Source organism: Burkholderia sp. BCC1998 (assembly GCF_905339875.1).
Taxonomy (GTDB): Bacteria; Pseudomonadota; Gammaproteobacteria; order Burkholderiales; family Burkholderiaceae; genus Burkholderia.
On the sequence record NZ_CAJPHE010000021.1, the window covers coordinates 18,675 to 45,395 of the forward strand.

23 protein-coding genes and 1 pseudogene are annotated in these 26,721 nt (G+C 68.4%); 15 read left to right on the plus strand and 9 right to left on the minus strand.

Annotation, left to right across the window (positions count from 1 at the left end):
- Nucleotides 1-14: 14 nt before the first annotated feature.
- Genes U5A56_RS28755 through U5A56_RS28765 form a run of 3 tightly spaced genes read right to left on the minus strand, consistent with a single transcriptional unit; the run spans nucleotide 15 to nucleotide 2,967 of the window.
- Complete coding sequence (locus tag U5A56_RS28755; protein ID WP_321809309.1) at nucleotides 15-1,460, minus strand: LutB/LldF family L-lactate oxidation iron-sulfur protein; 1,446 nt, start codon at nucleotides 1,458-1,460, stop codon at nucleotides 15-17.
- Complete coding sequence (locus tag U5A56_RS28760; RefSeq protein ID WP_321925821.1) at nucleotides 1,457-2,170, minus strand: LutC/YkgG family protein; 714 nt, start codon at nucleotides 2,168-2,170, stop codon at nucleotides 1,457-1,459. The genes U5A56_RS28755 and U5A56_RS28760 overlap by 4 nt, the downstream gene beginning before the upstream one ends.
- Entirely contained in the window at nucleotides 2,167-2,967 is an 801-nt protein-coding gene (locus tag U5A56_RS28765) for a (Fe-S)-binding protein (protein ID WP_124488589.1), read from the minus strand. Before U5A56_RS28765 ends, U5A56_RS28760 begins: the two co-directional genes overlap by 4 nt.
- Before the next feature lie 135 nt (nucleotides 2,968-3,102).
- Here U5A56_RS28765 and U5A56_RS28770 point away from each other — a divergent pair, with 135 nt between their 5' ends.
- The 5 genes from U5A56_RS28770 (at nucleotide 3,103) to U5A56_RS28790 (ending at nucleotide 8,586) form a co-directional block, all read left to right on the plus strand.
- Entirely contained in the window at nucleotides 3,103-3,819 is a 717-nt protein-coding gene (locus tag U5A56_RS28770; RefSeq protein ID WP_321925823.1) for a FadR/GntR family transcriptional regulator, read from the plus strand.
- A gap of 244 nt (nucleotides 3,820-4,063) precedes the next feature.
- Nucleotides 4,064-5,689 carry a phospholipase D family protein gene (locus tag U5A56_RS28775; RefSeq protein WP_321925824.1) on the plus strand — a complete coding sequence of 542 codons (1,626 nt, stop codon included), beginning with the start codon at nucleotides 4,064-4,066 and terminating at the stop codon, nucleotides 5,687-5,689.
- A gap of 248 nt (nucleotides 5,690-5,937) precedes the next feature.
- On the plus strand, nucleotides 5,938-6,711 hold the full coding sequence (locus U5A56_RS28780) for a class II aldolase/adducin family protein (RefSeq protein WP_124488592.1): 774 nt from the start codon (nucleotides 5,938-5,940) through the stop codon (nucleotides 6,709-6,711).
- Nucleotides 6,712-7,072: 361 nt separating this feature from the next.
- Nucleotides 7,073-7,507 carry a CHRD domain-containing protein gene (locus U5A56_RS28785; protein WP_044848607.1) on the plus strand — a complete coding sequence of 145 codons (435 nt, stop codon included), beginning with the start codon at nucleotides 7,073-7,075 and terminating at the stop codon, nucleotides 7,505-7,507.
- Between the two features lie 116 nt (nucleotides 7,508-7,623).
- Nucleotides 7,624-8,586 (plus strand): alpha/beta hydrolase, encoded by a 963-nt coding sequence (locus tag U5A56_RS28790; protein ID WP_321925827.1) that lies wholly within the window; start codon nucleotides 7,624-7,626, stop codon nucleotides 8,584-8,586.
- Here U5A56_RS28790 and U5A56_RS28795 read toward each other — a convergent pair.
- Entirely contained in the window at nucleotides 8,556-9,398 is an 843-nt protein-coding gene (locus U5A56_RS28795; RefSeq protein ID WP_044848597.1) for an EcsC family protein, read from the minus strand. The two genes, U5A56_RS28790 and U5A56_RS28795, sit on opposite strands and share 31 nt — an antisense overlap.
- A 110-nt stretch (nucleotides 9,399-9,508) precedes the next feature.
- On the opposite strand from U5A56_RS28795, the gene U5A56_RS28800 reads away from it, so the two are divergent.
- Nucleotides 9,509-11,104 (plus strand): MDR family MFS transporter, encoded by a 1,596-nt coding sequence (locus tag U5A56_RS28800; RefSeq protein ID WP_321925828.1) that lies wholly within the window; start codon nucleotides 9,509-9,511, stop codon nucleotides 11,102-11,104.
- A gap of 66 nt (nucleotides 11,105-11,170) precedes the next feature.
- Entirely contained in the window at nucleotides 11,171-11,617 is a 447-nt protein-coding gene (locus U5A56_RS28805; protein WP_044848599.1) for a MarR family winged helix-turn-helix transcriptional regulator, read from the plus strand.
- Nucleotides 11,618-11,737: 120 nt separating this feature from the next.
- Here U5A56_RS28805 and U5A56_RS28810 read toward each other — a convergent pair whose 3' ends face one another.
- Both U5A56_RS28810 and U5A56_RS28815 read right to left on the minus strand, forming a co-directional pair.
- Nucleotides 11,738-12,319, minus strand: a complete 582-nt coding sequence (locus U5A56_RS28810; protein WP_044848600.1) for a DJ-1/PfpI family protein — start codon at nucleotides 12,317-12,319, stop codon at nucleotides 11,738-11,740.
- A 178-nt stretch (nucleotides 12,320-12,497) separates the two neighbouring features.
- Nucleotides 12,498-13,778, minus strand: a complete 1,281-nt coding sequence (locus U5A56_RS28815; RefSeq protein WP_124521032.1) for an amino acid deaminase — start codon at nucleotides 13,776-13,778, stop codon at nucleotides 12,498-12,500.
- A 119-nt stretch (nucleotides 13,779-13,897) separates the two neighbouring features.
- On the opposite strand from U5A56_RS28815, the gene U5A56_RS28820 reads away from it, so the two are divergent.
- The 3 genes from U5A56_RS28820 (at nucleotide 13,898) to U5A56_RS28830 (ending at nucleotide 16,821) form a co-directional block, all read left to right on the plus strand.
- Nucleotides 13,898-14,827, plus strand: a complete 930-nt coding sequence (locus U5A56_RS28820; protein ID WP_321925831.1) for a MurR/RpiR family transcriptional regulator — start codon at nucleotides 13,898-13,900, stop codon at nucleotides 14,825-14,827.
- 2 nt (nucleotides 14,828-14,829) lie between these two features.
- Entirely contained in the window at nucleotides 14,830-16,311 is a 1,482-nt protein-coding gene (locus tag U5A56_RS28825; RefSeq protein WP_321925833.1) for a D-aminoacylase, read from the plus strand.
- Nucleotides 16,312-16,434: 123 nt separating this feature from the next.
- Nucleotides 16,435-16,821, plus strand: a complete 387-nt coding sequence (locus U5A56_RS28830; protein ID WP_006477830.1) for a RidA family protein — start codon at nucleotides 16,435-16,437, stop codon at nucleotides 16,819-16,821.
- 83 nt (nucleotides 16,822-16,904) lie between these two features.
- Here U5A56_RS28830 and queF read toward each other — a convergent pair whose 3' ends face one another.
- The 3 genes and pseudogenes from queF to U5A56_RS37205 all read right to left on the minus strand — a co-directional run bounded on the left by queF (nucleotide 16,905) and on the right by U5A56_RS37205 (nucleotide 19,861).
- A complete protein-coding gene (gene queF, locus U5A56_RS28835) occupies nucleotides 16,905-17,735 on the minus strand; it encodes an NADPH-dependent 7-cyano-7-deazaguanine reductase QueF (protein WP_044848604.1) in 831 nt (276 codons plus the stop codon).
- A gap of 12 nt (nucleotides 17,736-17,747) precedes the next feature.
- Nucleotides 17,748-19,271, minus strand: a complete 1,524-nt coding sequence (ilvA, locus tag U5A56_RS28840) for a threonine ammonia-lyase, biosynthetic (RefSeq protein ID WP_044848605.1) — start codon at nucleotides 19,269-19,271, stop codon at nucleotides 17,748-17,750.
- Between the two features lie 140 nt (nucleotides 19,272-19,411).
- Nucleotides 19,412-19,861: pseudogene (locus tag U5A56_RS37205) on the minus strand (hypothetical protein).
- Between U5A56_RS37205 and U5A56_RS28845 the strand changes: the two are divergent.
- From U5A56_RS28845 to U5A56_RS28865, 5 genes are all read left to right on the plus strand, one after another.
- Nucleotides 19,847-23,872 carry a DUF3683 domain-containing protein gene (locus U5A56_RS28845; RefSeq protein WP_321925835.1) on the plus strand — a complete coding sequence of 1,342 codons (4,026 nt, stop codon included), beginning with the start codon at nucleotides 19,847-19,849 and terminating at the stop codon, nucleotides 23,870-23,872. The pseudogene U5A56_RS37205 and the gene U5A56_RS28845 sit on opposite strands and share 15 nt — an antisense overlap.
- An 85-nt stretch (nucleotides 23,873-23,957) precedes the next feature.
- On the plus strand, nucleotides 23,958-24,401 hold the full coding sequence (locus U5A56_RS28850) for an HIT family protein (protein WP_044846840.1): 444 nt from the start codon (nucleotides 23,958-23,960) through the stop codon (nucleotides 24,399-24,401).
- On the plus strand, nucleotides 24,398-24,811 hold the full coding sequence (locus tag U5A56_RS28855) for a gamma-butyrobetaine hydroxylase-like domain-containing protein (protein ID WP_124488601.1): 414 nt from the start codon (nucleotides 24,398-24,400) through the stop codon (nucleotides 24,809-24,811). Before U5A56_RS28850 ends, U5A56_RS28855 begins: the two co-directional genes overlap by 4 nt.
- Before the next feature lie 52 nt (nucleotides 24,812-24,863).
- Nucleotides 24,864-25,595, plus strand: a complete 732-nt coding sequence (gene ubiE, locus U5A56_RS28860) for a bifunctional demethylmenaquinone methyltransferase/2-methoxy-6-polyprenyl-1,4-benzoquinol methylase UbiE (RefSeq protein WP_044846838.1) — start codon at nucleotides 24,864-24,866, stop codon at nucleotides 25,593-25,595.
- Nucleotides 25,596-25,636: 41 nt separating this feature from the next.
- Entirely contained in the window at nucleotides 25,637-26,671 is a 1,035-nt protein-coding gene (locus U5A56_RS28865) for a Tim44 domain-containing protein (protein WP_321799359.1), read from the plus strand.
- Nucleotides 26,672-26,721: the final 50 nt, after the last annotated feature.

The window sequence follows — 26,721 nt, forward strand, 5'->3', positions numbered from 1 at the left end:
GAAAGCGGGGTGGTCTATTCGGGCTGGCCGCGTGCGCGCAGCAGGTCGGACAGGCTGCGCGGCGCCGGCTCGAGCGGCGTGCGATGCTGGGTCCAGCCCATCTGCTTCGCGGGCGTCAGCGCGCGCAGCCGCGTCGCGCTCCAGCGGAACGCGCGATACGCGCGCGGATGCGCGAACGCGCCGGACCAGAAGCGCCACACGAGGTCTTCCGCGCGGTTGTAGTTCGCGCCCTGGCCGCGCAGCGGATGCGCGACGGGTTCGTCGGGCTTGCGGTTCGCCTCGGTGCGCAGCCGCACCAGCAATTGCGGGATCGGAATCCGGACCGGGCACACCTCGCCGCACGCGCCGCACAGCGTCGATGCGGTCGGCAGGTCGGCCGTGGCGTCGAGGCCGAGCAGGTGCGGCGAGATGATCTTGCCGATCGGGCCCGGGTAGGTCGTGCCGTATGCGTGGCCGCCGATCCGCGTATAGACGGGGCAGTGGTTCATGCACGCGCCGCAGCGGATGCACTGCAGCGTCGCGCGCAGCTGCTCGTCGGCGTAGGCCTGCGTGCGGCCGTTGTCGAGCAGCACGAGATGCAGCTCGCGCGGGCCGTCGCGTTCGCCGTCGCGGCGCGGGCCCGAGATCAGGTTGAAGTAGGTCGTGATCGGCTGGCCGGTGGCCGAGCGTGTGAGCAGGCTCGACAGCGGCACGATGTGCTCGAGTTTCTCGACGACCTTCTCGATCCCCATGATCGCGACGTGCGTGTCGGGCACGGTGGTCGACAGCCGGCCGTTGCCCTCGTTCTCGACGAGCCACAGCGTGCCCGTGTCGGCCGCCGCGAAGTTCACGCCGGACAGGCCGATGTCGGCTTCCGCGAACGCGCGGCGCAGCGCGCGCCGGCCGGTCTGGATCAGCTCGTCGACGTCCTCCGTGTAACGCGTGCCCGGGATGTGTTCCTCGAACAGCTCGGCGATGTCGCCGCGCGTCTTGTGGATCGCCGGCATCACGATGTGCGACGGCTTTTCGCCCGCGAGCTGCACGATGAACTCGCCCATGTCGGACTCGATGCAGTCGACGCCGTGATCCGCGAGGTAATGGTTCAGCTCGATTTCCTCGCTCGCCATCGACTTGCCCTTGATCACGCGGCGCGCCTTCTTCGCCTGCGCGATGCCGAGCACGATCGCGTTCGCGTCGGCGGCCGTCTCGGCCCAGTGCACGTGCACGCCGGCCGCGGTGAGCTTCGCCTCCAGCCGCTCGAGCAGCGCGGGCAGTTGCGCGAGCGCGTGCTGGCGCACCGCTTCGCCGAGATCGCGCAGCTGCTGCAGCTCGGTGTCGTCGGGGAACTGGGTCGCGCGCTTGCCTTGCAGGAAGTCCATCGCGCCGCGGAAGCTGCGGCGCAGCGCGGGATCGCCGAGCGCGGCGCGCGCGCGGGCCTTGAAGTCGCCGGGGGCGACGAATTGCAGCGGTTGGTCGCTCATCGCGGCAGGTCCTGGCAGGCGGTTGCGGTCGGTTCGGTGACGATCACGACCCAGAGGTTGCGCGGGCCGTGTGCGCCATACGCGAGGGTCTGCTGGATGTCGGAGGTCTTCGACGGGCCCGACACCAGCACGACGTTGGTCGGCATGCCGGCGTGCCAGCGCTCCGCGTGCGCGGCCGCGTGAAGGTCCGCGTGCAGCGTGTTCGCATGCACGAGCGCGACGTGCAGCGGCGGCACCAGCGACACCGTGCGCGGCGTGCCGGGATCGGGCGCGAGCACGACCGTGCCGGTCGCCGCGATGCCCGAGCGCGCGACCGTGAAGCCCGCGTCGATCGTGTCGAACAGCTCGGCTTTCCATGCGTCGATCGGCCGGTCGAACGGCACCGGCGCGACCGCGTCGGGCAGCGCCTGCGCGAGGGCCGCGGCTTCGGGGCGGGCCGGGTCGAGCAGCAGGCGGCGCACGCCGGCCTCGGCCAGACGCGCGGCCAGCTGCGCGGGCCATGCGTCGGCGGTGGCGCACCAGACTTCGGCGTGCGACGCGGCGAGCGCGGCCTGCATCGTCTGCGCGAGCGCGCGAGAATCGGGCGCGACTGCCGCGCGCCGCGCCGCGTAATGCGTGTCGATGCGCGCATCGAGCGCGGGCGCGGCGTTTACGGCGACGCCGGGGGCGGCGGCGCGCAGGCGCGCGAGGATGGCGTCGCGCGCGCTCATTGCGTGTCTCCGCGCAGCGAGCCGGCACCGGCCGTGCGGCGCCACAGGAAGCTCGCGAGATGCTCGACGGGCAGCGCGGCGCCGGCCTTGGCCGCAGCGTGGCCGATGTTCAGCAGGCAGCCGCAGTCCGCCGACACGAGCCGGTCGCAGCCCGTCGCGCAGGCCGATGCGACCTTGTCGCGCACCATCGCGCCGGAGATGTCGGGATGCTTCAGCGAGAACGTGCCGCCGAAGCCGCAGCATTCCGATTCGCGTTCATGTTCGATGCGCGTGACGCCCGGCAGCGCGTCGACGAGCGCGACGCCATGCACGCGCGTGCCCATCTCGCGGCGGGCCGCGCACGACGTGTGCAGCACGACGCGCTCGTCCGGGCCGGCGTTGGCGGTGACGGCGTCGAGCCGCACGTCGAGCACATGGACGAGGAATTCGGCGAGTTCGTAGGTGCGCTCCGCGATTGCGCGAGCCTTCGGGCCGTGCACGGGATCGTCGGCGAACAGGGCGGGCCAATGGTGCCGGATCATGCCCGCGCACGAGCCGGACGGCACGATCACGGGCCACGGCTCGGCGAACAGGTCGAGCTGCGCGGCCGCGACGCGGCGCGCTTCGTCCGGATTGCCGCTGCTGTAGGCCGGCTGCCCGCAGCAGCTCTGGCCGCGCGGATAGTGGACGGTCAGGCCTTCGCGTTCCAGCAGGCGGACCGCGTCGAGCCCGGCTTCGGGGACGAACAGGTCGACCAGGCAGGTCGCGAACAGATAGACGTGCGCGGGGGCGGCGGCGGGATAGTGCCTTTCGTTCATGTCTCGCTCCAGGGGGGGCCGGCCCGGCATGCGAATGCGGGACGACGATTTCGCTGCATAATTCCCGCGACGGCGCCGCAGCTCAAATTGGTTGGGCCAATCGGCGCGACGGGTATTCAGGATGGGGAGACGGCGATGGCGGCGATGACGGCACGGGGCCGGACCGAAGTGGTGATGCGCAAGATCGAGACGGCGCTGCTCGACGGCACGTGGCCGGCCGGCGCGCGGCTGCCGGCCGAGCGCATGCTCGCGCAACAGTACGGCGTCGCGCGCAATACGGTGCGCGAGGCGACCCAGCGGCTCGTCGCGCGCGGGCTGCTGCAGAGCCGGCGCGGCGCGGGCGTCTACGTGACGGACCAGTTGCGCGCGGGCATCGCGTCGCCGTGGGGCCAACTGGTTGCCGACCATCCGGCGCTGCGCGACGACATACTCGAGTTTCGCCGCGTGCTCGAAGGCGCGACCGCGTATTTCGCCGCGCTGCGCGCCGACGCGCACGACCGGCGCCGGATCCGCGCGCTGCTGCGCGAGCTCGAGACCGCGCACGCGAACGACGACGCGGCCCTCGAGGCGTCGGCTGACGCGAAGCTGCACGAGGCGATCGCGCTCGCGTCGCACAACACGATGTTCCTGCACCTGCACACGAGCGTGCTCGGGATGCTGCGCGAGCACATCTCGATCAACGTCGCGGGGATGACGACGCACGACGAGCAGGCATCGGAGTTGCTGCTGCAGCAGCACCGGGTGGTCTGCGACGCGATCTGCGCGCACCGGCCCGAGGAGGCGCGCACGGCGATGCAGACCCATATCGACTACGTGCGCAGCCACTTCGAGCGAAGCGACGACGCGCCGTGAAATTGGTTGGACCATGGGCGCGGCGGGTCCGCCTGGCGGTCGAATCCGAGGACGCCCGCCGGCCGCGGTCCCGGGCCGCGCAGGGCCGCGGCCGCGCGCGGCGTGCGTGGCGGCTCGGCGCCGCATGCGCCGGGCGCGCGATTGACCGGTTCAGCGGGCGCCCCCTAGAATCGACTGAACCCGCCCGTCAGCCGCGCGCCGCGGCGATTGCGGACCCGTTGATCCGCCTGTCGAGGGAGTTTCCGTGCTCACGTCCTTGATCCGGTGCGCGCCGGCCGCGCTGTCGTGGCGCGCCGTCGGCCGCCCGGCCTGCGCGCTCGCCGTGTGCGCGCTGCTGTCGCTGGCCACCGCCTGCGCGACGCACCCGCCCGCCACCACGCTCGATCGTCCCGTCTCGCACGCGTTGCCGACCGATACCGCGACGCCGCTGCGCGCTGCGCTGGCCGCGCCGGAAGCCGCGCATCCGGGGCAGTCGGGCTTCCGGCTGCTGCCCGACGGCGCGACCGCGCTGCAGATGCGCATCGCGCTCGCGCGCGCGGCGACGAAGACGCTCGACATGCAGTACTACATCGCGACCGAGGACACGACCGGCAAGCTGCTCCTGGGCGCGGCGCTGTATGCGGCCGATCGCGGCGTGCGCGTGCGGATGCTGGTCGACGACCTGAACTTCCACGACATCGATCGCGTCATGGCCGCGCTGAACACGCACACGAACATCGAGATTCGCGTGTTCAACCCGTTCGGCGCGTCGCAATACGGGATGGTCGAGCGCACGGCCAACTACTTCACGCGGATCGACAGCTTCACGCGGCGGATGCACAACAAGGCGATGATCGCGGACAACCAGCTCGCGATCGTCGGCGGCCGCAATCTCGGCGACGAATACTTCAGTGCGAGCCCGACGTTGCAGTTTCGCGATCTCGACGTGCTCGCCGCAGGCCCCGTGACGAACGACGTCTCGAAGAGCTTCGACGGCTACTGGGCGAGCGCGAGCAGCTATCCGTTGCGCGTGCTGAATTATCAGACGTTCGCTCCGAAGGATCTCGACGCGATGCGCGACGAGCTGCGCGACCACTGGCGCAAGAATGCCGACCCGTACAACGCGAAGCCGCTGAACGCGACACCGCTCGCGCAGCAGATCGCGCGCGACGAGCTCGCGCTCGTGTGGGCGCCGGCCGAATTCAAGGTCGATGCGCCGACCAAGGTCGCGCAGCCGACCGACGCATACGTGAGCCCGCCGATGCAGCGCCTCGTCGAACTGATGCGCGGCGCGCAGAAGGAATTCCTCGCGTTTTCGCCGTACTTCGTGCCGCACGATGCCGGCGTGAAGATCCTCGGCGACACGGTCGGGCGCGGCGTGCGCGTCGCGATCGTGACGAATTCGCTCGCGGCGACCGATGCGGTCGCGGTGCAGGCCGGCTACGCGCCGTACCGCGTGCCGTTGCTCGAGCGCGGCGTCGAGCTGTACGAGTTCAAGGCACAGCCGGGCCAGCAGCCCACGCGGCTGTTCGGCTCGCGCTCGCGTGCGAGCCTGCATGCGAAGGCGTACGTGATCGACCGGCAAATCCTGGTGATCGGCTCGCTGAATCTCGACCCGCGCTCGGCGCACCTGAACACCGAGCTCGCGCTCGTGATCCACAGCCCGGTGCTCGCGCAGCAGGCCGCGGAGATCTTCGCACGGGTGACGCAGCCCGACGAAAGCTATCGCGTCACGCTCGTGAAGCAAATGGACGGCGGGCCGCCGGCACTCGAATGGACGGGCGTCGACGGCGGCCAGTCGACCCTCTATCACGTCGATCCGCATGCCGGGCTGCTGCGCAACGTGATGACCGGCCTTTTCATGCTGCTGCCGGTCGACGACCAGTTGTAAGGGCCGGAACGGCTCGGGCCAAACCCGCGATACCGGTGCGCGGGGAAAGGTGATATGGTTGTGCGCGCAACGATATGCGTATCGTGAAGGGTGCCGCCGGACGGCTCGCGCAATGCGGGCGGAAGCGGTGCCGAACGACGCGCCGCACGCGCCATGTGCGCCAAGCACGCCGCGTGCGCCGCCAGGAGACGAGGGACGATGCGCGCAGCCGCCCGCGCGGCCGCGCAAGCCCGCAACCGGAGTGCCCCATGCAACGTGTACCCAACCAGCCGTTCACGCGTCCCGCCCGTTTTTCCGAAGCCGAGTGGCAGGCGCGCGTGCAGCTCGCGGCCGCCTACCGGATCTTCGACCATCTCGGCTGGACCGAGCTGATCTACAACCATATCTCGCTGCGCGTGCCGGGCGAGGACGGCCATTTCCTGATCAATCCGTTCGGGCTCCATTACCGCGAGGTGTGCGCGTCGAACCTCGTGAAGATCGACCTCGACGGCAACGTGATCGGCCATTCCGACTGGCCGATCAATCCGGCCGGCTTCACCTTCCACAGCGCGATCCATGCGGCGCTGCCCGACGCGCACTGCGTGATGCACGTGCATACGACGCCGACGATGGCCGTGTGCTGCTCGCGCGACGGGCTGTCGTTCTCGAACTTCTATTCGGCGCAGTTGTACGGGAAGATCGCGTATCACGATTTCGAGGGCATCACCGTGCATCTCGAGGAAGGGCGGCGCATCGTCGAGAGCGCCGGCGGGCGGCCCGTGCTGCTGCTGCGCAACCACGGGCCCGTGACGATCGGCGCGACGCTTGCGCAGACCTTCTCGTTGATGTGGCTGCTCAATCGCGCGTGCGAGGTGCAGGTCGCGACCCATGCGATCGGCGACGCACTGCCGATCGCGCCGCCGGTGCTCGAGGGCTGCGTGCGCGATTCGCTGAATTTCGATCCGAAGCACGGCGCGGGGCAGGACGCGTTCGACGCGTTGCAGCGCATCGTCGATCGCATCGATCCCGGCTATCGCGCGTGAGGCGCGGTGCCGGCGCGATGCCGGGCTCGACCGCCGCGGCGAGATCGATTCGTGATGCCTGATGGTGAGCGCAGCGGAATGTGCCGGACGATGCCCGTATGCCGTGCGGCACGCGCAAAAAAAAACGCGGCCGGATGGCCGCGTGAATACTCGCAGACTCCTTCGGACGAAGGAAACAAGCAACTGTGAGACGAAGTGTAGCGAAAGGCCGCGCGCAGATTCAGGGCGCGTGCTGCAAAGGTCTCTTCCAGGTTCCGTCAGGCTGGCGCGCGACGCGCGGGCTGCCGGATCGGCGGCGATCGACTACCATCATGGAGCGTCCCCCGGCCGGGTGGCGTACCACGTCGTACAAGGAGAATTCATGCCGAAGCTGCGTTTGCTCCAGGTGGCGTTGCTCGCGGGCGTGCTGGCCGCCGGTAGCGCCGCTGCCGAAACGGTGCGCCTGTCCGCCAACCTGCAGCCGTCGAGCGAAGTGCCGCCCACCGCGACCAAGGGCGCCGGCGCCGTCGATGCGACCTACGACACGGCCAGCCACCTGCTGCAGTGGACGGTGACTTACGAACACCTCACGGGGCCGGCGACCGCCGCGCACTTCCACGGGCCCGCGCCGGTCGGCCAGAACGCCGGCGTGCAGGTGCCGATCCCGAAGGACGAGCTCGCGAGCCCGATCAAGGGATCGAAGGCGCTCACCGACGCGCAGGTGACCGACCTGATGAGCGGCAAGTGGTACTTCAACGTGCACACGAAGGAGCATCCGGCCGGCGAGATCCGCGGCCAGGTGATGCCGGCGAACTGAGGCAGGCGAACCTAGGCCGGCAAACCGAGGCTGGCGTTTGATGTAGAGGCTCCCGTCGAGCGGCGCGGCAACGATCGCACGTACCATCGTGACACTGCGATGACGGAGTAGGTTCGATGAGTTGGCAAAGCAAGTTCGCGTGCTGGCTGCTGCGCCGGCAGTTTCGTCCCGAGACCACGCGCCCGGTGCTCGATCCCGCCCGCGCGCGGCGCTTCACCGACCTGAGAATGGTCGTGCCGCGTCGCGCGCCGTCGGGCTACCGGCTGCGCGAATGCTACCGTCCCGGCGACGCGCCGCTGCGCGGCGAATGGCTCGAACGCACCGATGCGCTCGGCGCGCGCGGGCCTGGCCGCACGCTGCTGTACTTCCACGGCGGCGGCTACTACTTCTGTTCGACGAAAACCCATCGGCCGCTCGTGTTCGGTCTCACCAAGCGCGCGGGCGTGCGCTCGTTCTCGCTCGATTACCGGCTCGCGCCCGAGAGCCGCTTCCCGGCCGCGCTCGACGACGCGCTGGCCGCGTACCGGCAATTGCTCGCGCTCGGCACGCCGCCCGAGTCGATCGTGTTCGGCGGCGATTCCGCGGGCGGCGGCCTCGCGCTCGCGACGCTCGTCGCGCTGCGCGATCGCGGCGAACCGTTGCCGGCCGGCGCGATCCTGTTCTCGCCCTGGACCGACCTGGCCGGCACCGGCGCGACGATGCGCAGCAACGACGGCCTCGACCCGATGTTTGCGGCCGCGGCGCTGCCGAAGGCGGCGCAGCTGTATCTGGGCGACGCATCGGCGACGCATCCGTACGCGTCGCCGCTCTATGCGGACTTGACCGGGCTGCCGCCGCTCTTCATCCAGGCCGGCAGCACCGAGGTGCTGCTCGACGACGCGCGCCGCGTCGCCGACAGCGCGAAAGCGGCCGGCGTGCCGGTGGAGATCGAGGTGTGGCCCGACATGCCGCACGTGTGGCAGCTGTACACGCCGATGGTGCCGGAGTCGCGCGCCGCGCTCGACCGGGCGGCCGCGTTCCTGCGCCGCGTCGCGGTCGAGCGGGCGGTTCAGCGCGCGGGCGAGCCGTCGATCGCCTGATACGCGGCCTGCACGGCCACCGAGCCGTACTTGCGCTCGAGCCGGCGCACGGTGAAATGGCCGTGCGCCATCTGCTGGAAGTGGTCGATGAACAGCGTGTTGACGGTCGCGCCGAGCACCGCGCCGATCGCCGGGATCGACTTCGCGGCCATCTGCTCGGTGACCTGCACCGAGAAGCGTGATGCCACCGTCTGCACGAGCTTGAACACCGCCGCCGAACTGTGCGCGGCGATCCCTTTCGTCGTGATGTCCGATGACGCCTTCGAAATCGCCTGCGCGAGCGCGCCGCGCAGCACGAAATAGCCGAGATCGGCGTCTTCTTCCCGCTTGTCCGGGTTGCCGCCCATGCCGAGCACGGCCAGGCACTGCAGCTGCGTGTCCACCGAGCCCAGGTCCTCGCCCTCGCTGCGCGCGATGTCGCATACCGAGCGGAAGATCAGCGTGGTCGTGACCGGCAGCTCGACCGGCAGCGCGAGGAAGCCGAACGCGCCGCCCGCCGCGCCGGTCGTCGCGACCGCGAGCTTGTGCAGCAGGTTGCTCGGCTTGTCCGGCTCGGCATCGGGCGTCTGCGGCTTGCCGAGCGTGCGCAGCGCGATGTTCAGGCACTTGCGCAGCGCAAGTTGCGTCGCGTCGTTGATCTTGCCGGTCGCGAAGTCCGGCAGCCGCGCGATCATCTTCTCGACCGGCGCGCCCAGCACGCCCGTCAGCTTCATCGTCAGCGACGGGCTTTCCAGCACCTGTTTCGCGCGTCGCAACGCGTCCTGGTCTTCCGGCGACAGCGTCGCGGCAGGCGTGATTGAAATCGGTTCCATCTTTCTCCTTGGCGGCGGGGAACGGGCCCCGCACCTTCGCCAGCCTAGATTACTCCGCCGTGCTAGAATTTTGAGATTGTTTGACTCGTCAAAAGTTGCATCAACAAAAAATGGCCGTCCATACTGCCGCCCACCATTCGAGCGGGCAAGTCCTGCCGTTCCGCGAATCGCTGCTGGCGATGATCGGGATCTCGTTCGTCACCATGCTCGTCGCGCTCGACCAGACGGTCGTCGGCACCGCGTTGCCGACCATCGTCGCCGAGTTGAGGGGTTTCGACCTGTACGCATGGGTCGCGACCTCGTACCTGCTCAGTTCCGTGATCACCGTGCCGATCTTCGGCCGCCTCGGCGACTACTATGGCCGCAAGTGGTTCGTGATCGCGTCGATCGTCGTGTTCACCGGCGCATCGGTGCTGTGCGGGATGGCCAACGACATGCTGTTCCTGGTGCTCGCGCGCGGCCTGCAGGGGATCGGCGGCGGGATGCTGGTCGGTACCGCGTTCGCGTGCATTCCCGACCTGTTCCCCGATTCCGTCGTGCGGCTGCGCTGGCAGGTGCTGATGAGCTCCGCGTTCGGCATTGCGAACGCGGTCGGGCCGTCGCTCGGCGGGATCCTGACCCAGTCGTTCGGCTGGCGCTCGGTGTTCTACGTCAACCTGCCGGTCGGCCTGCTGTCGCTGTTCTTCGTGTGGCGCTACCTGCCGCACCTGAGGCACGTCGAGCACGACCGCAAGATGCGGCTCGACTGGCCCGGCGCGCTCCTGATCGCGCTGTCGCTCGGCGCGCTGCAGCTGTTCGTCGAATGGCTGCCGAAGTACGGCGTGATGAGCTGGGCCTCGCTGCTGCTGGTCGTCGCGGTCGGCGCCGGCATCGGCTTGTGGCATTGGGAAAAGCGCTGCGCGCAGCCGATTCTGCCGTTCGACATGTTCGGCAACCGCGCGCTGTCGGCGCTGTTCGTGCTCGCGATCCTGGCCGGCTTCTCGATGTTCTCGCTCTTGTTCTACGCACCGCTGCTGTTCCAGGGCGGCTTCGGGATGTCACCGAAGGCGGCGGGGCTCGTGATCACGCCGCTCGTCGTGTTCATCACGATCGGCAGCATCATGAACGGACGCGTGGTCACGCGCATCCGCAATCCGAACGCGATGCTGCACGTCGGTTTCGTGCTGTTCGCGATCGCGTGCGCGGGCATCGTCGTGTCGACGCACACGACGCCGACCTGGATGCTGATGGCGCTGATGGTCGCGGGCGGCATCGGCCTCGGCTTCGTGCTGCCGAACCTCACCGTGTTCGCGCAGCAGACGGCCGGCCGCGAGCACCTCGGCATCGCGACCGCGCTGCTGCAGTCGCTGCGGATGGTCGGCGGGATGATCGGCACCGCGCTCACGGGCACGCTGGTCAACCAGATGTATTCGAGCGGCGTGCGCGACGCGCTGTCGGGCGAGCATGCGCTGCAGTGGCACGCGCAGCTCGCCGATCCGCAGATCCTGATCGACCGCGCCGCGCAAGGCGGTCTGGTCGCGGAGCTGACCCGCGCCGGGCATAATGGCGCGCTGCTGCTGGAAACGGCCCGCGAATCGCTGGTCGGCGCGATTCACCTGGGTGTCGCGATGGCGGCCGTCGTCGCCGTGGTGTCGGTGTGGCAGTCCCGCCGCGTGCCGCCGATCGCGCTGCGGCACAAGATCGAGCCGCATGTCGCGGCCGATTGAACGATTCACCGATTGAACGATTCACCGATTGAACGATTCACCGATTGAACGAGTAGGCATCAGCGCATGGAAGAACAGGACCGCGTCGCGATCTTGCAGCAATTCGGACGCACGTATCGCGCGTTCATGACCGCGTTCGAAACGCACGTCGGGCAGCCGATGCCGCGCTGGCGCATCATGGTCGCGCTGCACACGATGGACGGGCATTCGTCGCAGAAGAAGCTCGTCGAGGTGCTGCGCATCGATCCGGGCGCGCTCACGCGCCAGTTGAAGTCGCTCGACGCGCTCGGCTGGATCGAGCGCGCGTCCGATGCGCGCGACAACCGCGTGACCAACGTCACGCTGACCGCCGAGGGCCGCGCCGCGTTCGACGCGTGCCTGCCGCGCCGCAAGGCGTTCCTCGACCAGACGATGGCGCAACTGCCGGATGACGTGCTGACCGCCCTGTCGGGCGCGCTGGCGATGCTGGAGTCGCGGATTGCGGATGTCGGCTCGACGCCGGCATCGCGCTGAAGGGCGGGGCGGAAGCGGCGCGACGGGATGCACCCCGTCGGCCGGTCTTGATCGGCACGGCATGCGGGCTGCGCGAACCCGCCGCCGGCCGTCGTTTCACTTCAATTCATTCCACCTCGTTCACAGCTCGATGCGCGTGCCGAGCAGCGCGAGGAACTGCGCGAGCCAGGCCGGATGCGCGGGCCACGCGGGCGCGGTGACGAACGGCGCGTCGGTCACGGCCGCGTCGACCGGGATGTCCGCATATTCGCCGCCCGCGAGCTTCACTTCGGGCGCGCAGGCCGGGTAGGCCGAGATGCGCTTGCCGCGGATCACGTCGGCGGCCGCGAGCAGCTGCGCCGCATGGCAGATCGCGGCGATCGGCTTGCCGGCTTCGGCGAACGCGCGCACCAGCGCGATCACCTTCGCGTCGAGACGCAGGTATTCCGGCGCGCGGCCGCCCGCGATCGCGAGCGCGTCGTAGCCCGCCGCATCGACGTCGTCGAACGTCGCGTTCAGCGTGAAGTTGTGGCCGGGCTTCTCGGTGTAGGTCTGGTCGCCCTCGAAATCGTGGATCGCGGTCTTGACCTTGTCGCCCGCGCGCTTGCCCGGGCAGACTGCATCGACGTGATGGCCGACGGCCTGCAGCGCCTGGAACGGCACCATCGTTTCGTAGTCTTCGGCGAAATCACCGGTCAGGAACAGGATCTTCTTCGCGGCCATGGCTTTCTCCATTGAACAGCGTTGAGGGGCCGTTCGCGCCGGGCGCGGCAGGCATGCGCTGCGGCGGCGAAGCAGCCCCGAGGACGAAAGCGCAGTGTACTCCGGCAGATTGAAGCGCGCGTGACGGCCGCCCCGCGCTGCGGTGGGGCGGCGAGGCGGCGCGATGGCGCGCCAGGCGTCAGAAGAAGGTTTCGACGACTTCCGTCACGCGGAACTGCGGATCGAGCACGAGCAGCTGGCGCCACTTGTCGAACGTCAGGCACGGATGCGAGATATCGAACGCGACCATGTCGCCGACCTTCACGTCCGCGCCCGGCGGGATCTGCAGGTACGCGTGCTGGTCCATCATCCCGGTGACGGCCCAGCCTTCGCTCGCGGCGACGTCGCGCGGCGCGCTGTCGCGGCCCGGGCGGAAGTGGCGCGCCGGCTCGGGCAGGCCCGCGTCGAACGCCGCGTCGCGCTTGCCGAGCGCGATGATCGCGCGGTCGGCTTCCGGCACCGACTGCACGTACGCCCACAGCTGCAGCGCCGGCAGCAGCCCTTCGCCCATCCTGCGGGCGATCGGGTTGCGCGCGAACACGTCGGTCTGCGCCTTCTTGTAGATGCCGACGTCGTGCGTCAGGTAGCAGCCCGGACGCAGCACGACTTCCGCGAAACCGTCATCGGACGCCTTCGCGAATTCCTCCGCGACCACGTCGTACCACGCCGAGCCGGCACCCGACAGGATCGCCGGCGTGCGCGCGAAGCGGCCGGCTTCGGCCAGCTCGCGCGTGAACGCGACCGCGTCCTGCAGGAACGCGCGGATCTCGCCTTCCTCCTTCAGCACGCCTTCGTAGAGTTCGATGCCGGCCAGCTTCAGCGTGTCCGGATAGCGCGCGATCGCGTCGAGCACGGCGGTGCGCTGCGCGGCGTCGCGCACGCCCGCGCGGCCGCCCGGCACGCCGAGTTCGATCAGCACGTTCAGCGTTTTCTTCGCTTCGCCGAAGAAGCGGCCGAGCTGGTCGACGCTGTCGGCCGAATCGACGAGGCAGAAGAATTCGAAGTCGGGATCGGACAGCAGCCCCGCGATGATCGTCATGTTCTGGCGGCCGACCAGCTGGTTCGCGAGCAGCACGCGGCGCACGCCGCCGTGATACGCGGCCTGCGTCTGGTGCGCGGTCGCGAGCGTGATGCCCCACGCGCCGGCGGCGAGCTGGCGGCGGAACAGTTGCGGCGCCATCGTCGTCTTGCCGTGCGGCGCGAACTGCGCGCCGTACTGCTGGACGAACGCCTGCATCCAGTTCAGATTGTGTTCGATGCGATCCTCGTACAGCACCGCTGCCGGCAGGCTGACGTCTTCCGCGAGCAGGTTCCACTCGAGGCGGCCTGCGTCGTCGAGCGGCACGCTCGCGCTCGGCAGGTTGCCGAGGCCCTTGCCCAACGGATTGATTGTCGGTTCCTGATAGTTTGTAACTTTCATGTCATCCCGCTCCATCATCACTATGCATTGCACTGAAGTTGACATGCAGATGGTACAGAAAGTAGCATCGGCGCGGTGATGTTATTTAGTAACATAAAGCGCCACACCCTTTTCCGCAGATGAATTCGTCCGCCACTCCGTCCGTTCCGTTCACCGCCGAGCAACCGGTTGCCCAGCCGGTCCTCGACATCGTCGCGCGGATCGCCGAATGCGCGCCCGAGCTGCGCGAGGCCGAACGCAAGGTCGCGGCATTCATCCTCGCCGATCTCGCGCGCGCCGCGCATGCGAGCATCGGCGCGCTCGCGCGCGACGCGGAAGTCAGCGTCGCGACGGTCACGCGGTTCGCGAAGGCCGTCGGCTGCCGCGACGTGCGCGAACTGAAGGTGCTCGTCGCGCAGGCGGCGGCGGTCGGCCAGCGCTTTCTCGCGCCGTCCGGCGAGCCTGCGGAAGTGGACGCGAGCCCGGCATCGGTCGTCTACGACGAGATCCGCGTGGCGCTCGCGCACAACCACCAGCTGCTGCGCAACACGTCGTTCGATGCCGCGGCCGATCTCCTCGCCGGCGCGAAGATGGTCTACGTGTACGGGCAGGGCGGCGGCTCGACCGCGCTCGCCGACGAACTGCGCTTCCGGCTCGTGCGCTTCGGGCGGCCGGTCGCGAGCTACCAGGACAGCCTGCTGCAGCGGATGGTGTCGGCGACGCTGTCGCGCGACACCGTGGTCGTCGCGCTGTCGGTGAGCGGGCGCGTGCCCGAGCTGCTCGAGAGCTGCCGCCTCGCGAAGCGCTACGGCGCGAAGCTGATCGCGATCACCGCGCCGGCTTCGCCGCTCGCGAAGCTCGCCGACCACCTGATCCCGGTCGTCGCGTTCGAAACCGATTTCATCTACAAGCCTTCGACATCGCGCTACGCGATGATGATGGCGATCGACGTGCTCGTCACCGGAGTCGCGCTGCGGCTCGGCGATGCGGGCCGAGAATCGCTGCGCCGCATCAAGCATGCGCTCGATGCGCACCGCGGCGGCGGAGACCGTCAACCGGTAGGAGACTGACCATGCATTCGCATCCCGAAGCCGCCGATACGCTGATCGTCGGCGCGCAGCTGTACGACGGCACGGGCGCACCGCCCGTCACGCGCGACGTCGCGATCCGCAACGGCGTGATCGCGGCGATCGGCAACCTGTCGAACTGGCTTGCCGAGACCGTCGTCGATGCGAACGGCCGCGCGCTCGCGCCGGGCTTCGTCGACGTCCACACGCACGACGACACGCACGTGATCCGCGCGCCGCAGATGCTGCCGAAGATCTCGCAAGGCGTGACGACCGTGATCGTCGGCAACTGCGGGATCAGCGCGTCGCCGGTGACGCTCGCGGGCGATCCGCCCGACCCGATGAACCTGCTCGGCGATCGCGACGCGTTCCGCTATCCGACCTTCGCTGCCTACGTCGCGGCGGTGAACCACGCGCGTCCGGCCGTGAACGTCGCGGCGCTCGTCGGGCACACCGCGCTGCGCAACAACCAGATGGACCGCCTCGACCGCGCGGCGACCGACGGCGAAATCGCCGGGATGCGCACGCAACTCGAGGAAGCGCTCGCGAACGGCGCGCTCGGGCTGTCGTCGGGCCTTGCGTACGGCTCCGCGTTCGCGGCGCCGGCCGAGGAAGTGATGGCGCTCGCCGAGCCGCTCGCGAATGCGGGCGCGCTCTACACGACGCACATGCGCACCGAGTTCGACGCGATCCTCGACGCGATGGACGAGGCTTACCGCGTCGGCCGTCACGCGCAGGTGCCGGTCGTGATCTCGCACCTGAAGTGCGCGGGCCCGTCGAACTGGGGCCGCAGCACCGAGGTGCTTGCGTCGCTCGAAGGCGCGCGCCGCTACCAGCCGGTCGGCTGCGACTGCTATCCGTACAGCCGCAGCTCGTCGACGCTCGACCTGAAGCAGGTGACGGGCGACATCGACATCACGATCACGTGGTCGGAACCGCATCCCGAAGTCGCCGGCAAGCTGCTGAAGGCGATCGCGGCCGACTGGGGCGTGACCGAGCAGGAAGCCGCGCAGCGGATCCGTCCGGCCGGCGCCGTGTACCACAACATGTCCGAGGACGACGTGCGCCGCATCCTGTCGCATCCGGCGACGATGGTCGGCTCGGACGGCCTGCCGAACGATCCGCTGCCGCATCCGCGGCTGTGGGGCGCGTTCCCGCGCGTGCTCGGCCATTACGTGCGCGACACGAACCTGCTGCCGCTCGAGGAGGCGATCCGCAAGATGACGTCGCTGTCCGCGCGCCGCTACGGGATCGCGCGGCGCGGCGAAGTGCACGTCGGCTACCACGCGGATCTCGTGCTGTTCGATCCCGCGCGCGTGATCGACGCCGCGACGTTCGAGAAGCCGCAGCAGCCCGCGCACGGGATCGACGCGGTGTGGGTGAACGGTGTGCTGACCTACGAGAACGGCCAGCCGACCGGCGAGCGCGCCGGCGGTTTCGTCGCGCGCGGCGAGCGCGTGGCGGCGAGTGCCGACGCCGCGTTCTGAACGCGGTCCTGATCCGATTTGCCGCGTGCGCCATGCCGGCGCGCGCATCCGCAACCGTGCGTTGCATGGGACCGGCGCCGGCGCGTGCGCGCCGAGGCCGGTCGACCAACCAGGAGTGAAACGATGAAGCGATATGGCGTAGGCGAAGCGAAGGGTACCGGCGGGCAGGTGATGCCGTTTGCACGCGCGGTCGAGGCCGACGGCTGGCTGTACGTGTCGGGCCAGACGCCGATGGTGAACGGCGAGGTCGTCGAAGGCGGGATCGTCACGCAGTCGAAGCAGACGATCGAGAACGTGATCGCGATCCTGAAGGAAGCCGGCTACGGCCTGGAACACGTCGTGCGTTGCGGCGTGTGGCTCGACGACGCACGCGATTTCGCGTCGTTCAACAAGGTGTTCGTGTCGTACTTCGGCGAGCATCCGCCGGCACGCGCGTGCGTGCAGTCGAGCATGGTCATCGATTGCAAGGTCGAGGTCGATTGCATCGCTTACAAGCCGCCGGTGAAGTAATGCGGGCGGGCATCCCCGGCGCACAGTGAAACAGCCCCGTCGGCGCGAGCCGGCGGGGCTGTTTCGTGACAGGCGGGCCGCTATTACTGCCGCGCAGTCCGCGCGTTGTCCGGCATCGGCTGGTTGTAATTCGTGCGGAACGGATTGATGTCGAGCCCGCCGCGCCGCGTGTAGCGCGCATACACCGCGAGCTTCACCGGTTTGCACGCATGCAGGATGTCGAGGAAGATCCGCTCGACGCACTGCTCGTGAAAGCCCGTGTGATTGCGGAACGAGATGATGTAGCGCAGCAGCCCTGCGTGATCGATCTGCGGCCCGACGTAGTGAATCTGCACGCTGCCCCAGTCGGGCTGGCCGGTGACCGGGCAGTTCGAGCGCAGCAGGTCGGACACGAGCGTTTCCTCGACCGGCGCTTCGTCCTCGGCGTCGGCGGCCGACAGCAGCGACGGATCGGGTTCGTACACGTCGGTGTCGAGGTCGAGCCGATCGAGCGACAGTCCGTCGAGCTCCTCCATCTCGAGCTTGCCGAAATCGTGCGGCGACACCAGCTGCACCGACACGCTCGCGCCGCACGCGGCCGACACGTCGCGCTTCAGCACGTCGCGCACCGCGTCGAGCGAGTCGAACTTCGATTGCGCGAACGAGCCGAGATACAGCTTGAACGACTTCGATTCGACGATGTTCGGCGATTCGGCCGGCACGTAGAACGTCGCGACCGCGAGCTGCGGCTTGCCGCGCGCGTTGAGCCACGACAGTTCGTACGCGTTCCAGATGTCGGTGCCGAAGAACGGCAGTGCCGACGTGATGCCGAGCTGCTCGCGCGCCCCGGCGCGCGGGATCGGGAACAGCAGCGACGCGTCGTACTGCGCTGCGTAGACGGTCGCCTTGCCGAGCGGGGAATGTTCGGGATTCATTGCACGAAGCCTTTACGACAGGAAGAGGCGGTACGCCGGATTGGCGCTCTCCTCGACATACGGATAGCCGAGGGCCGCGAGGAAGCGTTCGAACTCGGCGCGATCGGCCTGCGGCACCTGCAGGCCGACGAGGATCGAGCTGTAGTCCGCGCCCTGGTTGCGGTAGTGGAACAGGCTGATGTTCCAGTCCGGCGCCATCGACGACAGGAACTTCATCAGCGCGCCCGGCCGTTCCGGGAATTCGAAGCGGAACAGGCGCTCTTCGAGCGCGAGCGGCGAGCGGCCGCCCACCATGTAGCGGATATGTTCCTTCGACAGCTCATCGTGCGTGAGGTCGACGGTCTTGAAGCCGTGCGACTCGAAGTTCGCGGCGATCTCCTCCGACTCGCCGCGCCGCTTGATCTGCACGCCGACGAAGATGTGCGCGGACTGCGCATCGGCGATCCGGTAGTTGAACTCGGTCACGTTGCGATCGCCGACGAGCGAGCAGAAGCGCTTGAAGCTGCCGCGCTCCTCGGGGATCGTGACGGCGAACACGGCTTCGCGCGCCTCGCCGACTTCCGCGCGTTCGGCGACGAAGCGCATCCGGTCGAAGTTCATGTTCGCGCCGGACGTGACCGCGACGAGCGTCTGGTTCTCGATGCCTTCGCGCTCCGCATACTGTTTCGCGCCCGCGACCGCGAGCGCGCCGGACGGCTCGAGCACGCTGCGCGTATCCTGGAATACGTCCTTGATCGCCGCGCACAGCGCGTCGGTGTCGACCGTCAGCACGCCGTCGAGGAATTCGCGGCACAGCCGGAAGGTTTCCTCGCCGACGAGCTTTACCGCCGTGCCGTCCGCGAACAGGCCGACCTCGCTCAGTTCGACGCGCTCGCCCTTCTGCAGCGACTGCGCCATCGCGCACGAATCCTCGGCCTGCACGCCGAACACCTTGATCTCCGGCCGCACCGCCTTGACGTAGGCCGCCACGCCGGACGCGAGCCCGCCGCCGCCGATCGGCACGAAGATCGCGTGAATCGGACCCTGGTGCTGACGCAGGATTTCCATCGCGATCGTGCCCTGGCCGGCGATCACGTACGGATCGTCGAACGGGTGGACGAACGTGAGGTCGCGTTCAGCCTGCACCTTGACCGCGTGCGCGTATGCATCGCTGTACGACTCGCCCGCCTGGATCACCTCGACGCTCGGGCCGCCGTGCGCGCGTACCGCATCGACTTTCACCTGCGGCGTCGTGACCGGCACGACGATCACGGCCTTCACGCCCATCCGGGCCGCCGAGAACGCGACGCCCTGCGCATGATTGCCGGCCGATGCCGTGATCACGCCGCGCGCGAGCGCGTCGGCCGGAATGTGCGCCATCTTGTTGTACGCGCCGCGCAGCTTGAACGAGAACACCGGCTGGTTGTCCTCGCGCTTCAGGTAAACAGGGTTGTGCAGCCGGGCCGACAGGTTGCGGGCAGGTTCGAGTTCCGTCTCGAGCGCGACGTCGTAGACGCGCGCGGTGAGGATTTTCTTCAGGTAATCGTGGGATGCCATGGGCGCTCGCGTGCAGTGCGGAAGCAGACGGTAAAGGATCAATGATAGCGCCAAGGGTCGGTCCGCACGCAAGCGGCATGCCGGGCGCACGGTCGCGGAACCGCGCCGGCGGGCGTGTTGGCCGCATGAGGCGTCCCTTTTTACCGGTTTAACCGCATGGTTACCGACCGGACGGACGGCGAATTTCGACGCGAAAACGTGCCGAGCCAAGCCCGGCGCGGCTTGCGGCGATAGCCCCACGACCTGTCCGGCGTGTCACGCGTGGCCCGATCATGGGTTAGAATTCCGTTTTGAATCAAGGATCGGAAGATGCAGAGGCACCCTCGGATCGCCCCGTTGAAGCCGACGCCGCGCGCAGCCAGCCCCGCGGCGGAGCGGCATGCGCGCCGCGCGCGATCGTGCTGATGGCTCCGAGTGCCGCCAGGCCCCACCCGTCGGGAACGGTGAGTTCAGTCCCGTTCCGGCCCCATGCGAGTTAGTCGCACGCCTGGCAACAGAACAGATTTCCCCAAGATTGCGCCCACGCGCTTGCCGACGCCCCTGCACGGTGTATCGGCCCTCCGAGTCGTCCGAACATGAACGCACCACAAGTTTTCGATCCGCATGGCGCGGCCGCCGCCGTCGCCGCCGACCCCGCGCCCCGTCTGCGCGAGATTCCCTACAACTACACGTCCTTCTCCGACCGCGAGATCGTGATCCGCCTGCTCGGCGCGGAGGCGTGGTCGGTGCTCGACGAACTGCGCGCCGAACGCCGCACGGGCCGCTCGGCACGGATGCTGTATGAGGTGCTCGGCGATATCTGGGTCGTGCGCCGCAACCCGTACCTGCAGGACGACCTGCTCGACAACCCGAAGCGCCGCGCGCTGCTGATCGAGGCGCTGAACCACCGCCTGACCGAGATCGGCAAGCGCCGCCGCGCCGACCTGACCGCGCACCACGACGACGCGGGCCGCGAACGCGCCGAGCGCGTCGAGATGCTCGAGGCCGCCGCGCAGCGCGCGGTCGACGAGTTCGCCGACGAATTCGACAAGATGGCCGACCTGCGCCGCCGCGCGACCAAGGCGCTCGGCCGCTGCACGCAGAAGGACAACATCCGTTTCGACGGGCTGTCGCGCGTGTCGCACGTGACCGACGCGACCGACTGGCGCGTCGAATACCCGTTCGTCGTGCTGACCCCCGATACCGAAGCCGAGATCGCGGGCCTGATCAAGGCCTGCTTCGAGCTTGGCCTGACCGTGATCCCGCGTGGCGGCGGCACCGGCTACACGGGCGGCGCGGTGCCGCTCACGCCGTTCTCCGCGGTGATCAACACCGAGAAGCTCGAACAGCTCGGCGCGGTCGAGCTGACCGAACTGCCGGGCGTCGCGCACAAGGTGCCGACGATCTTCTCCGGCGCGGGCGTCGTCACGCGCCGCGTGACGGAAGCGGCCGAAGCGGCCGGCTACGTGTTCGCGGTCGACCCGACCTCGCTCGACGCATCGTGCATCGGCGGCAACGTCGCGATGAACGCCGGCGGCAAGAAGGCCGTGCTGTGGGGCACCGCGCTCGACAACCTGGCCTGGTGGCGGATGGTCGACCCGGACGGCAACTGGCTCGAAGTCACGCGCCACGAGCACAACCAGGGCAAGATCCACGACATCGCGGTCGCGCGGTTCGAGCTGAAGTGGTTCGACGGCGCGTACGCGCCGGGCGAGAAGCTGCTGAAGACCGAGATGCTCGAGATCGAAGGCCGCCGGTTCCGCAAGGAAGGCCTCGGCAAGGACGTGACCGACAAGTTCCTCGCCGGCCTGCCGGGCGTGCAGAAGGAAGGCTGCGACGGGCTGATCACGTCCGCGCGCTGGGTGCTGCACAAGATGCCCGCGCACACGCGCACCGTCTGTCTCGAATTCTTCGGCCAGGCGCGCGAGGCGATCCCGAGCATCGTCGAGATCAAGGACTACCTGTTCGAGACGTCGAAGCAGGGCGGCGCGATTCTCGCGGGCCTCGAGCACCTCGACGAGCGCTATCTGCGCGCGGTCGGCTACGCGACCAAGAGCAAGCGCAACGCATTCCCCAAGATGGTGCTGATCGGCGACATCGTCGGCGATGACGCCGACGCGGTCGCGCACGCGACGTCCGAAGTGATCCGGATGGCGAACGGCAAGAGCGGCGAAGGCTTCGTCGCGATCAGCGCGGAGGCCCGCAAGCGCTTCTGGCTCGACCGCAGCCGCACGGCCGCGATCGCGAAGCACACCAACGCGTTCAAGATCAACGAAGACGTCGTGATCCCGCTGAACCGGATGGGTGAGTACACCGACGGCATCGAGCGGATCAACATCGAGCTGTCGCTGAAGAACAAGCTGCAGCTGGTCGACGCGCTGGAGGCGTTCTTCCGCGCCGGCAACCTGCCGCTCGGCAAGACCGACGACGCAAACGAGATCCCGAGCGCCGAGTTGCTCGAGGATCGCGTGCAGCAGGCGCTGGAGCTGCTCAAGCGCGTGCGCGCACGCTGGGAATTCGTGCGCGACCGGCTCGACCAGCCGCTGCGCGAGGCGCAGCACTACCTCGTGCAGCTCGGCTACGAGGCGCTTGCCGAGAAGTTCGCCGATCGCGCGGACGAGCAGCCGGGCGCGACCGTGTTCCACGTCACGCAGGACCGCACGGTCCGCATCTCGTGGAAGCAGGAGATTCGCGCGGAGCTGCGCGCGATCTTCAACGGCGGCGCGTTCAAGCAGATCCTCGACGAAGCGCAGGCGATCCACAAGCAGGTGCTGCGCGGTCGCGTGTTCGTCGCGCTGCACATGCACGCGGGCGACGGCAACGTCCACACCAACATCCCGGTCAACTCCGACAACTACGAGATGCTGCAGGACGCGCACGCGGCGGTCGCGCGCATCATGACGCTTGCGCGCTCGCTCGACGGCGTGATCTCCGGCGAACACGGGATCGGCATCACGAAGCTCGAGTTCCTGACCGACGACGAGATCGCCGAATTCCGCGCGTACAAGCAACGCGTCGACCCGAACGGCCGCTTCAACAAGGGCAAGCTGCTCGACGGCGCCGACCTGCGCAACGCGTACACGCCGAGCTTCGGGCTGATGGGCTACGAGTCGCTGATCATGCAGCAGTCCGACATCGGCGCGATCGCCGATTCGGTGAAGGACTGCCTGCGCTGCGGCAAGTGCAAGCCGGTGTGCGCGACCCACGTGCCGCGCGCGAACCTGCTGTACAGCCCGCGCAACAAGATCCTCGCGACCTCGCTGCTGGTCGAGGCGTTCCTGTACGAGGAGCAGACGCGCCGCGGCGTGTCGATCAAGCACTGGGACGAGTTCAACGACGTGGCCGACCACTGCACGGTGTGCCACAAGTGCGCGACGCCGTGCCCGGTGAAGATCGACTTCGGCGACGTCACGATGAACATGCGCAACCTGTTGCGCAAGATGGGCAAGAAGAAGTTCAACGCCGGCAATGCGGCGGGCATGTTCTTCCTGAACGCGACCAATCCGCAGACGATCAACGCCGCGCGCGGCGTGATGATGGGCGTCGGCTACAAGGTGCAGCGCTTCGCGAACGACATGCTGAAGAAGGTCGTGACGAAGCAGACGCAGCACCCGCCGGCGACGGTCGGCAAGCCGCCCGTGGTCGAGCAGGTGATCCACTTCGTCAACAAGAAGATGCCGGGCAACCTGCCGAAGAAGACGGCGCGCGCGCTGCTCGACATCGAGGACAACAAGATCGTGCCGATCATCCGCAACCCGAAGTCGACGACCGTCGATTCGGAAGCGGTGTTCTACTTCCCCGGCTGCGGCTCCGAGCGCCTGTTCTCGCAGGTCGGCCTCGCGACGCAGGCGATGCTGTGGGAAGCGGGCGTGCAGACCGTGCTGCCGCCGGGCTACCTGTGCTGCGGCTATCCGCAGCGCGGCTCGGGCCAGTACGACAAGGCCGAGAAGATCGTCACCGACAACCGCGTGCTGTTCCACCGGGTCGCGAACACGCTGAACTACCTCGACATCAAGACGGTGGTCGTGTCGTGCGGCACCTGCTACGACCAGCTCGCGGGCTACGAATTCGACAAGATCTTCCCGGGCTGCCGGATCATCGACATCCACGAGTTCCTGCTCGAGAAGGGGATGAAGCTCGACGGCGTGACGGGCACGCGCTACATGTATCACGACCCGTGCCACACGCCGATCAAGACGATGGACCCGGTGAAGCTCGTCAACGAGCTGATGGGGGCGGAGAAGGACGGCTACAAGATCGAGAAGAACGAGCGCTGCTGCGGTGAGTCGGGCACGCTGGCGGTCACGCGTCCGGACATCTCCACGCAGGTCCGCTTCCGCAAGGAAGAGGAAATCCGCAAGGGCGCCGCGAAGCTGCGCAGCATCCCGGTCGTGGCCGGCAGCGCACCCGCGCCGGCCGCCGCGAGCGCGAACGGCCCGGACGTGAAGATCCTGACGAGCTGCCCGTCGTGCCTGCAGGGCCTGTCGCGCTACAACGAGGATGCGAACCTCGAGGCCGACTACATCGTGGTCGAGATCGCGCGCCAGGTGCTCGGCGAGAACTGGATGGCCGACTATGTCGCACACGCGAACAATGGCGGGATCGAGCGCGTGCTGGTCTAATGCGGGCATGACGACCGCCCGGGCGGGCCAGGAATGAGCGGGCGCCGGCGCAGATGCGCCGGCGCCCGTCCACATGGGAGCGACGATGGAATGCGTGTTTTGCCGTGAAGACGGCGGCGAGGTGCTCTGGCAGGACGATGCGCTGCGCGTCGTGCTCGCGACGGGCGAGCACGATTACCCTGGCTTCTGCCGGGTGATCTGGGGCACGCACGTGGCCGAGTTTTCCGATCTCGGCGAGCCCGAGCGGGCACATCTGATGCGCGTGGTGTACGCGGTGGAGCGCGCCGTGCGCCGCGTGATGCAGCCGAACAAGGTGAATCTCGCGAGCCTCGGCAACATGGTGCCGCACGTGCACTGGCACGTGATCCCGCGCTTCTCCAACGACGCCCATTTTCCGCAGCCCGTCTGGGCGCCGCGCCAGCGCAGCGTGTCCGAGGCGCTGCTGCGCACGCGCGCGGCGCAGGCCTCGCTGCTGCACAATGCGGTGCGCGAGGAAATTCAACGCATGACCGATTCGAGGCAGCCATGAGCGGTTTGACTTCCACGACGCCGATTCCGTCCGGCGTCGTCGTGCACGCGGTGTCGCGCGTGCTCGAATTGCAGTACCCGAACGGCGAAAATTACCGGATTCCGTTCGAGCTGATGCGCGTCTATTCGCCGTCGGCCGAGGTGCGCGGCCACGGGCCGGGTCAGGAGACGCTGCAGACCGGCAAGCGCGAGGTGACGATCACCGCGCTCGAGGGCGTGGGCAACTACGCGCTGCAGCCGACGTTCTCGGACGGTCATTCGACCGGCATCTACTCGTGGGATCTGCTGTACGAACTGGCGACGCAGCAGGACGCGCTGTGGCGCGACTATTTCGACAAACTGCAGGCGGCGGGCGTCGAGCGTGACGCGCCGATGCCGGCGGCCCCCGCGCCGCACGGCCACTGCCACTGAAATCGACGGCGCCCGCTCGGCGCCGTCTTGCCATTTACTGAGGATCAACGCGATGAGCAAAACCCACTTCGGCTTCGAGAGCGTCGAGGAAACCGAAAAAGCGAAGAAAGTGGCGGGCGTGTTCCATTCGGTCGCGAGCAACTACGATCTGATGAACGACCTGATGTCGGCCGGCATGCACCGCGCGTGGAAGGCGTTCACGATCGCGCAGGCGAACGTGCGTCCCGGCTTCAAGGTGCTCGACATCGCGGCCGGCACCGGCGACCTGACCAAGGCGTTCGCGAAGGCGGCCGGGCCGACCGGCGAAGTCTGGCACACCGACATCAACGAATCGATGCTGCGCGTGGGCCGCGACCGATTGCTCGACAAGGGCATCGTGACGCCGTCGCTGCTGTGCGACGCCGAGAAAATCCCCTTTCCGGACAACTACTTCGATGTGGTCACGGTCGCTTTCGGGCTGCGCAACATGACGCACAAGGATGCGGCGCTGGCCGAGATGCGCCGCGTGGCGAAGCCGGGCGGCCGCGTGATGGTGCTGGAATTCTCGAAAGTCTGGGATCCGCTGAAAAAAGCGTACGATCTGTATTCTTTCAAAGTATTACCGTGGCTTGGCGACAAGTTCGCGAAAGATGCTGAAAGTTATCGGTATCTTGCTGAATCTATCCGGATGCACCCCGATCAGGACACGCTGAAGACGATGATGGAACAAGCGGGCCTCGACGCCGTCAAATATTACAATTTGTCAGGTGGCGTGGTAGCTTTACACCTAGGAACCAAGTACTAAGGGGTTCTTTCCATACATTCGCCTTACATCTGGAGAAGCTGATGTCCGAATCGCGTTCGTTGTTCAACCGTAGCAAGCCGTCGAAGCCGTGGGCTCGACGGGTCGGCACGCTGCTGATGGTCGGCCTGCTCACGGCCGGCACGTTCGCATCGCTCGACGCCGAAGCCAGGCGTATGGGCGGCGGGCGCAGCATCGGCCGCCAGAGCTCCACCGTCACGCAGCGCCAGGCCACGCCGCCCGCGCAGCAGCCGATGCAGCAGGCCGCGCCGGCGCAGGCGCAGCGCGCGAACCCGGCCGCACCGGCACCGGCCGCGCAGCCGAACCGCTCGCGCTGGCTCGGGCCGATCGCCGGCCTCGCGGCCGGCCTCGGCATCGCGGCGCTGCTGTCGCACTTCGGCCTCGGCGGCGCGTTCGCGAGCATGATGGCGAACGTCATCGTGATCGCGCTGCTGGCGATGGTCGGCATCTGGCTGATCCGCAAGTTCATGAACCGTCGCCGTCCGCAGGAACCGGCGTACTCGGTGGGCGGCTCGGCCTCGTCGTCGGGCGGCTACTCGCAGAGCCCGTCGTTCCCGCAGGGCGGCACCGGCAGCAACTATGCCGGCAGCGGCAGCAGCTACGCGAACGAAGCGCAGGGCGTGTTCGGCGGCGGCGCAGCGGCCGCGGGCGCGGCGGGCGCGATGGCGGCCGCACCGCTGCAGGTGCCGGCCGGCTTCGACACCGAAGCGTTCCTGCGAAGCGCGAAGGTCTACTTCGTGCGCCTGCAGGCGGCGTGGGACCAGGGCAACCTGGCCGACATCCGCGAGTTCACGACGCCGGAAATGTTCGCCGAGATCAAGATCGACCTCGATTCGCGCGGCAACGAGGCGAACCAGACCGATGTCGTGCAGCTCGACGCGGAACTGGTCGCGATCGAGGATCGCGGCATCGAGCAGTCGGCGAGCGTGCGCTTCCACGGGCTGATCCGCGAATCGGCGAATGCGTCGGCGGCGCCGTTCGACGAGGTGTGGAACCTGTCGAAGTCGGGCGGCCAGGGCTGGCTGCTCGCGGGTATCCAGCAGATCAACACGCACTGAGCGTGACCGGCGGCCGGCTTGCCGGCTGCCCGGGCGACGGCCGCCGCACT

Excerpts from the sequence above, each read along its gene's own strand:
- U5A56_RS28780 (WP_124488592.1), top strand. The coding sequence starts at position 5,938 with ATGCAACGTGTACCCAACCAGCCGTTCACGCGTCCCGCCCGTTTTTCC.
- U5A56_RS28810 (WP_044848600.1), bottom strand. The coding sequence starts at position 12,319 with ATGGCCGCGAAGAAGATCCTGTTCCTGACCGGTGATTTCGCCGAAGAC.
- U5A56_RS28830 (WP_006477830.1), top strand. The coding sequence starts at position 16,435 with ATGAAGCGATATGGCGTAGGCGAAGCGAAGGGTACCGGCGGGCAGGTG.
- U5A56_RS28770 (WP_321925823.1), top strand. The coding sequence starts at position 3,103 with ATGGCGGCGATGACGGCACGGGGCCGGACCGAAGTGGTGATGCGCAAG.
- U5A56_RS28845 (WP_321925835.1), top strand. The coding sequence starts at position 19,847 with ATGAACGCACCACAAGTTTTCGATCCGCATGGCGCGGCCGCCGCCGTC.
- queF (WP_044848604.1), bottom strand. The coding sequence starts at position 17,735 with ATGAATCCCGAACATTCCCCGCTCGGCAAGGCGACCGTCTACGCAGCG.
- U5A56_RS28855 (WP_124488601.1), top strand. The coding sequence starts at position 24,398 with ATGAGCGGTTTGACTTCCACGACGCCGATTCCGTCCGGCGTCGTCGTG.
- U5A56_RS28865 (WP_321799359.1), top strand. The coding sequence starts at position 25,637 with ATGTCCGAATCGCGTTCGTTGTTCAACCGTAGCAAGCCGTCGAAGCCG.
- U5A56_RS28760 (WP_321925821.1), bottom strand. The coding sequence starts at position 2,170 with ATGAGCGCGCGCGACGCCATCCTCGCGCGCCTGCGCGCCGCCGCCCCC.
- U5A56_RS28795 (WP_044848597.1), bottom strand. The coding sequence starts at position 9,398 with ATGGAACCGATTTCAATCACGCCTGCCGCGACGCTGTCGCCGGAAGAC.
- U5A56_RS28820 (WP_321925831.1), top strand. The coding sequence starts at position 13,898 with ATGAATTCGTCCGCCACTCCGTCCGTTCCGTTCACCGCCGAGCAACCG.
- U5A56_RS28815 (WP_124521032.1), bottom strand. The coding sequence starts at position 13,778 with ATGAAAGTTACAAACTATCAGGAACCGACAATCAATCCGTTGGGCAAG.
- ilvA (WP_044848605.1), bottom strand. The coding sequence starts at position 19,271 with ATGGCATCCCACGATTACCTGAAGAAAATCCTCACCGCGCGCGTCTAC.
- U5A56_RS28805 (WP_044848599.1), top strand. The coding sequence starts at position 11,171 with ATGGAAGAACAGGACCGCGTCGCGATCTTGCAGCAATTCGGACGCACG.
- U5A56_RS28850 (WP_044846840.1), top strand. The coding sequence starts at position 23,958 with ATGGAATGCGTGTTTTGCCGTGAAGACGGCGGCGAGGTGCTCTGGCAG.
- U5A56_RS28765 (WP_124488589.1), bottom strand. The coding sequence starts at position 2,967 with ATGAACGAAAGGCACTATCCCGCCGCCGCCCCCGCGCACGTCTATCTG.
- U5A56_RS28800 (WP_321925828.1), top strand. The coding sequence starts at position 9,509 with ATGGCCGTCCATACTGCCGCCCACCATTCGAGCGGGCAAGTCCTGCCG.
- U5A56_RS28825 (WP_321925833.1), top strand. The coding sequence starts at position 14,830 with ATGCATTCGCATCCCGAAGCCGCCGATACGCTGATCGTCGGCGCGCAG.
- ubiE (WP_044846838.1), top strand. The coding sequence starts at position 24,864 with ATGAGCAAAACCCACTTCGGCTTCGAGAGCGTCGAGGAAACCGAAAAA.
- U5A56_RS28790 (WP_321925827.1), top strand. The coding sequence starts at position 7,624 with ATGAGTTGGCAAAGCAAGTTCGCGTGCTGGCTGCTGCGCCGGCAGTTT.
- U5A56_RS28755 (WP_321809309.1), bottom strand. The coding sequence starts at position 1,460 with ATGAGCGACCAACCGCTGCAATTCGTCGCCCCCGGCGACTTCAAGGCC.
- U5A56_RS28785 (WP_044848607.1), top strand. The coding sequence starts at position 7,073 with ATGCCGAAGCTGCGTTTGCTCCAGGTGGCGTTGCTCGCGGGCGTGCTG.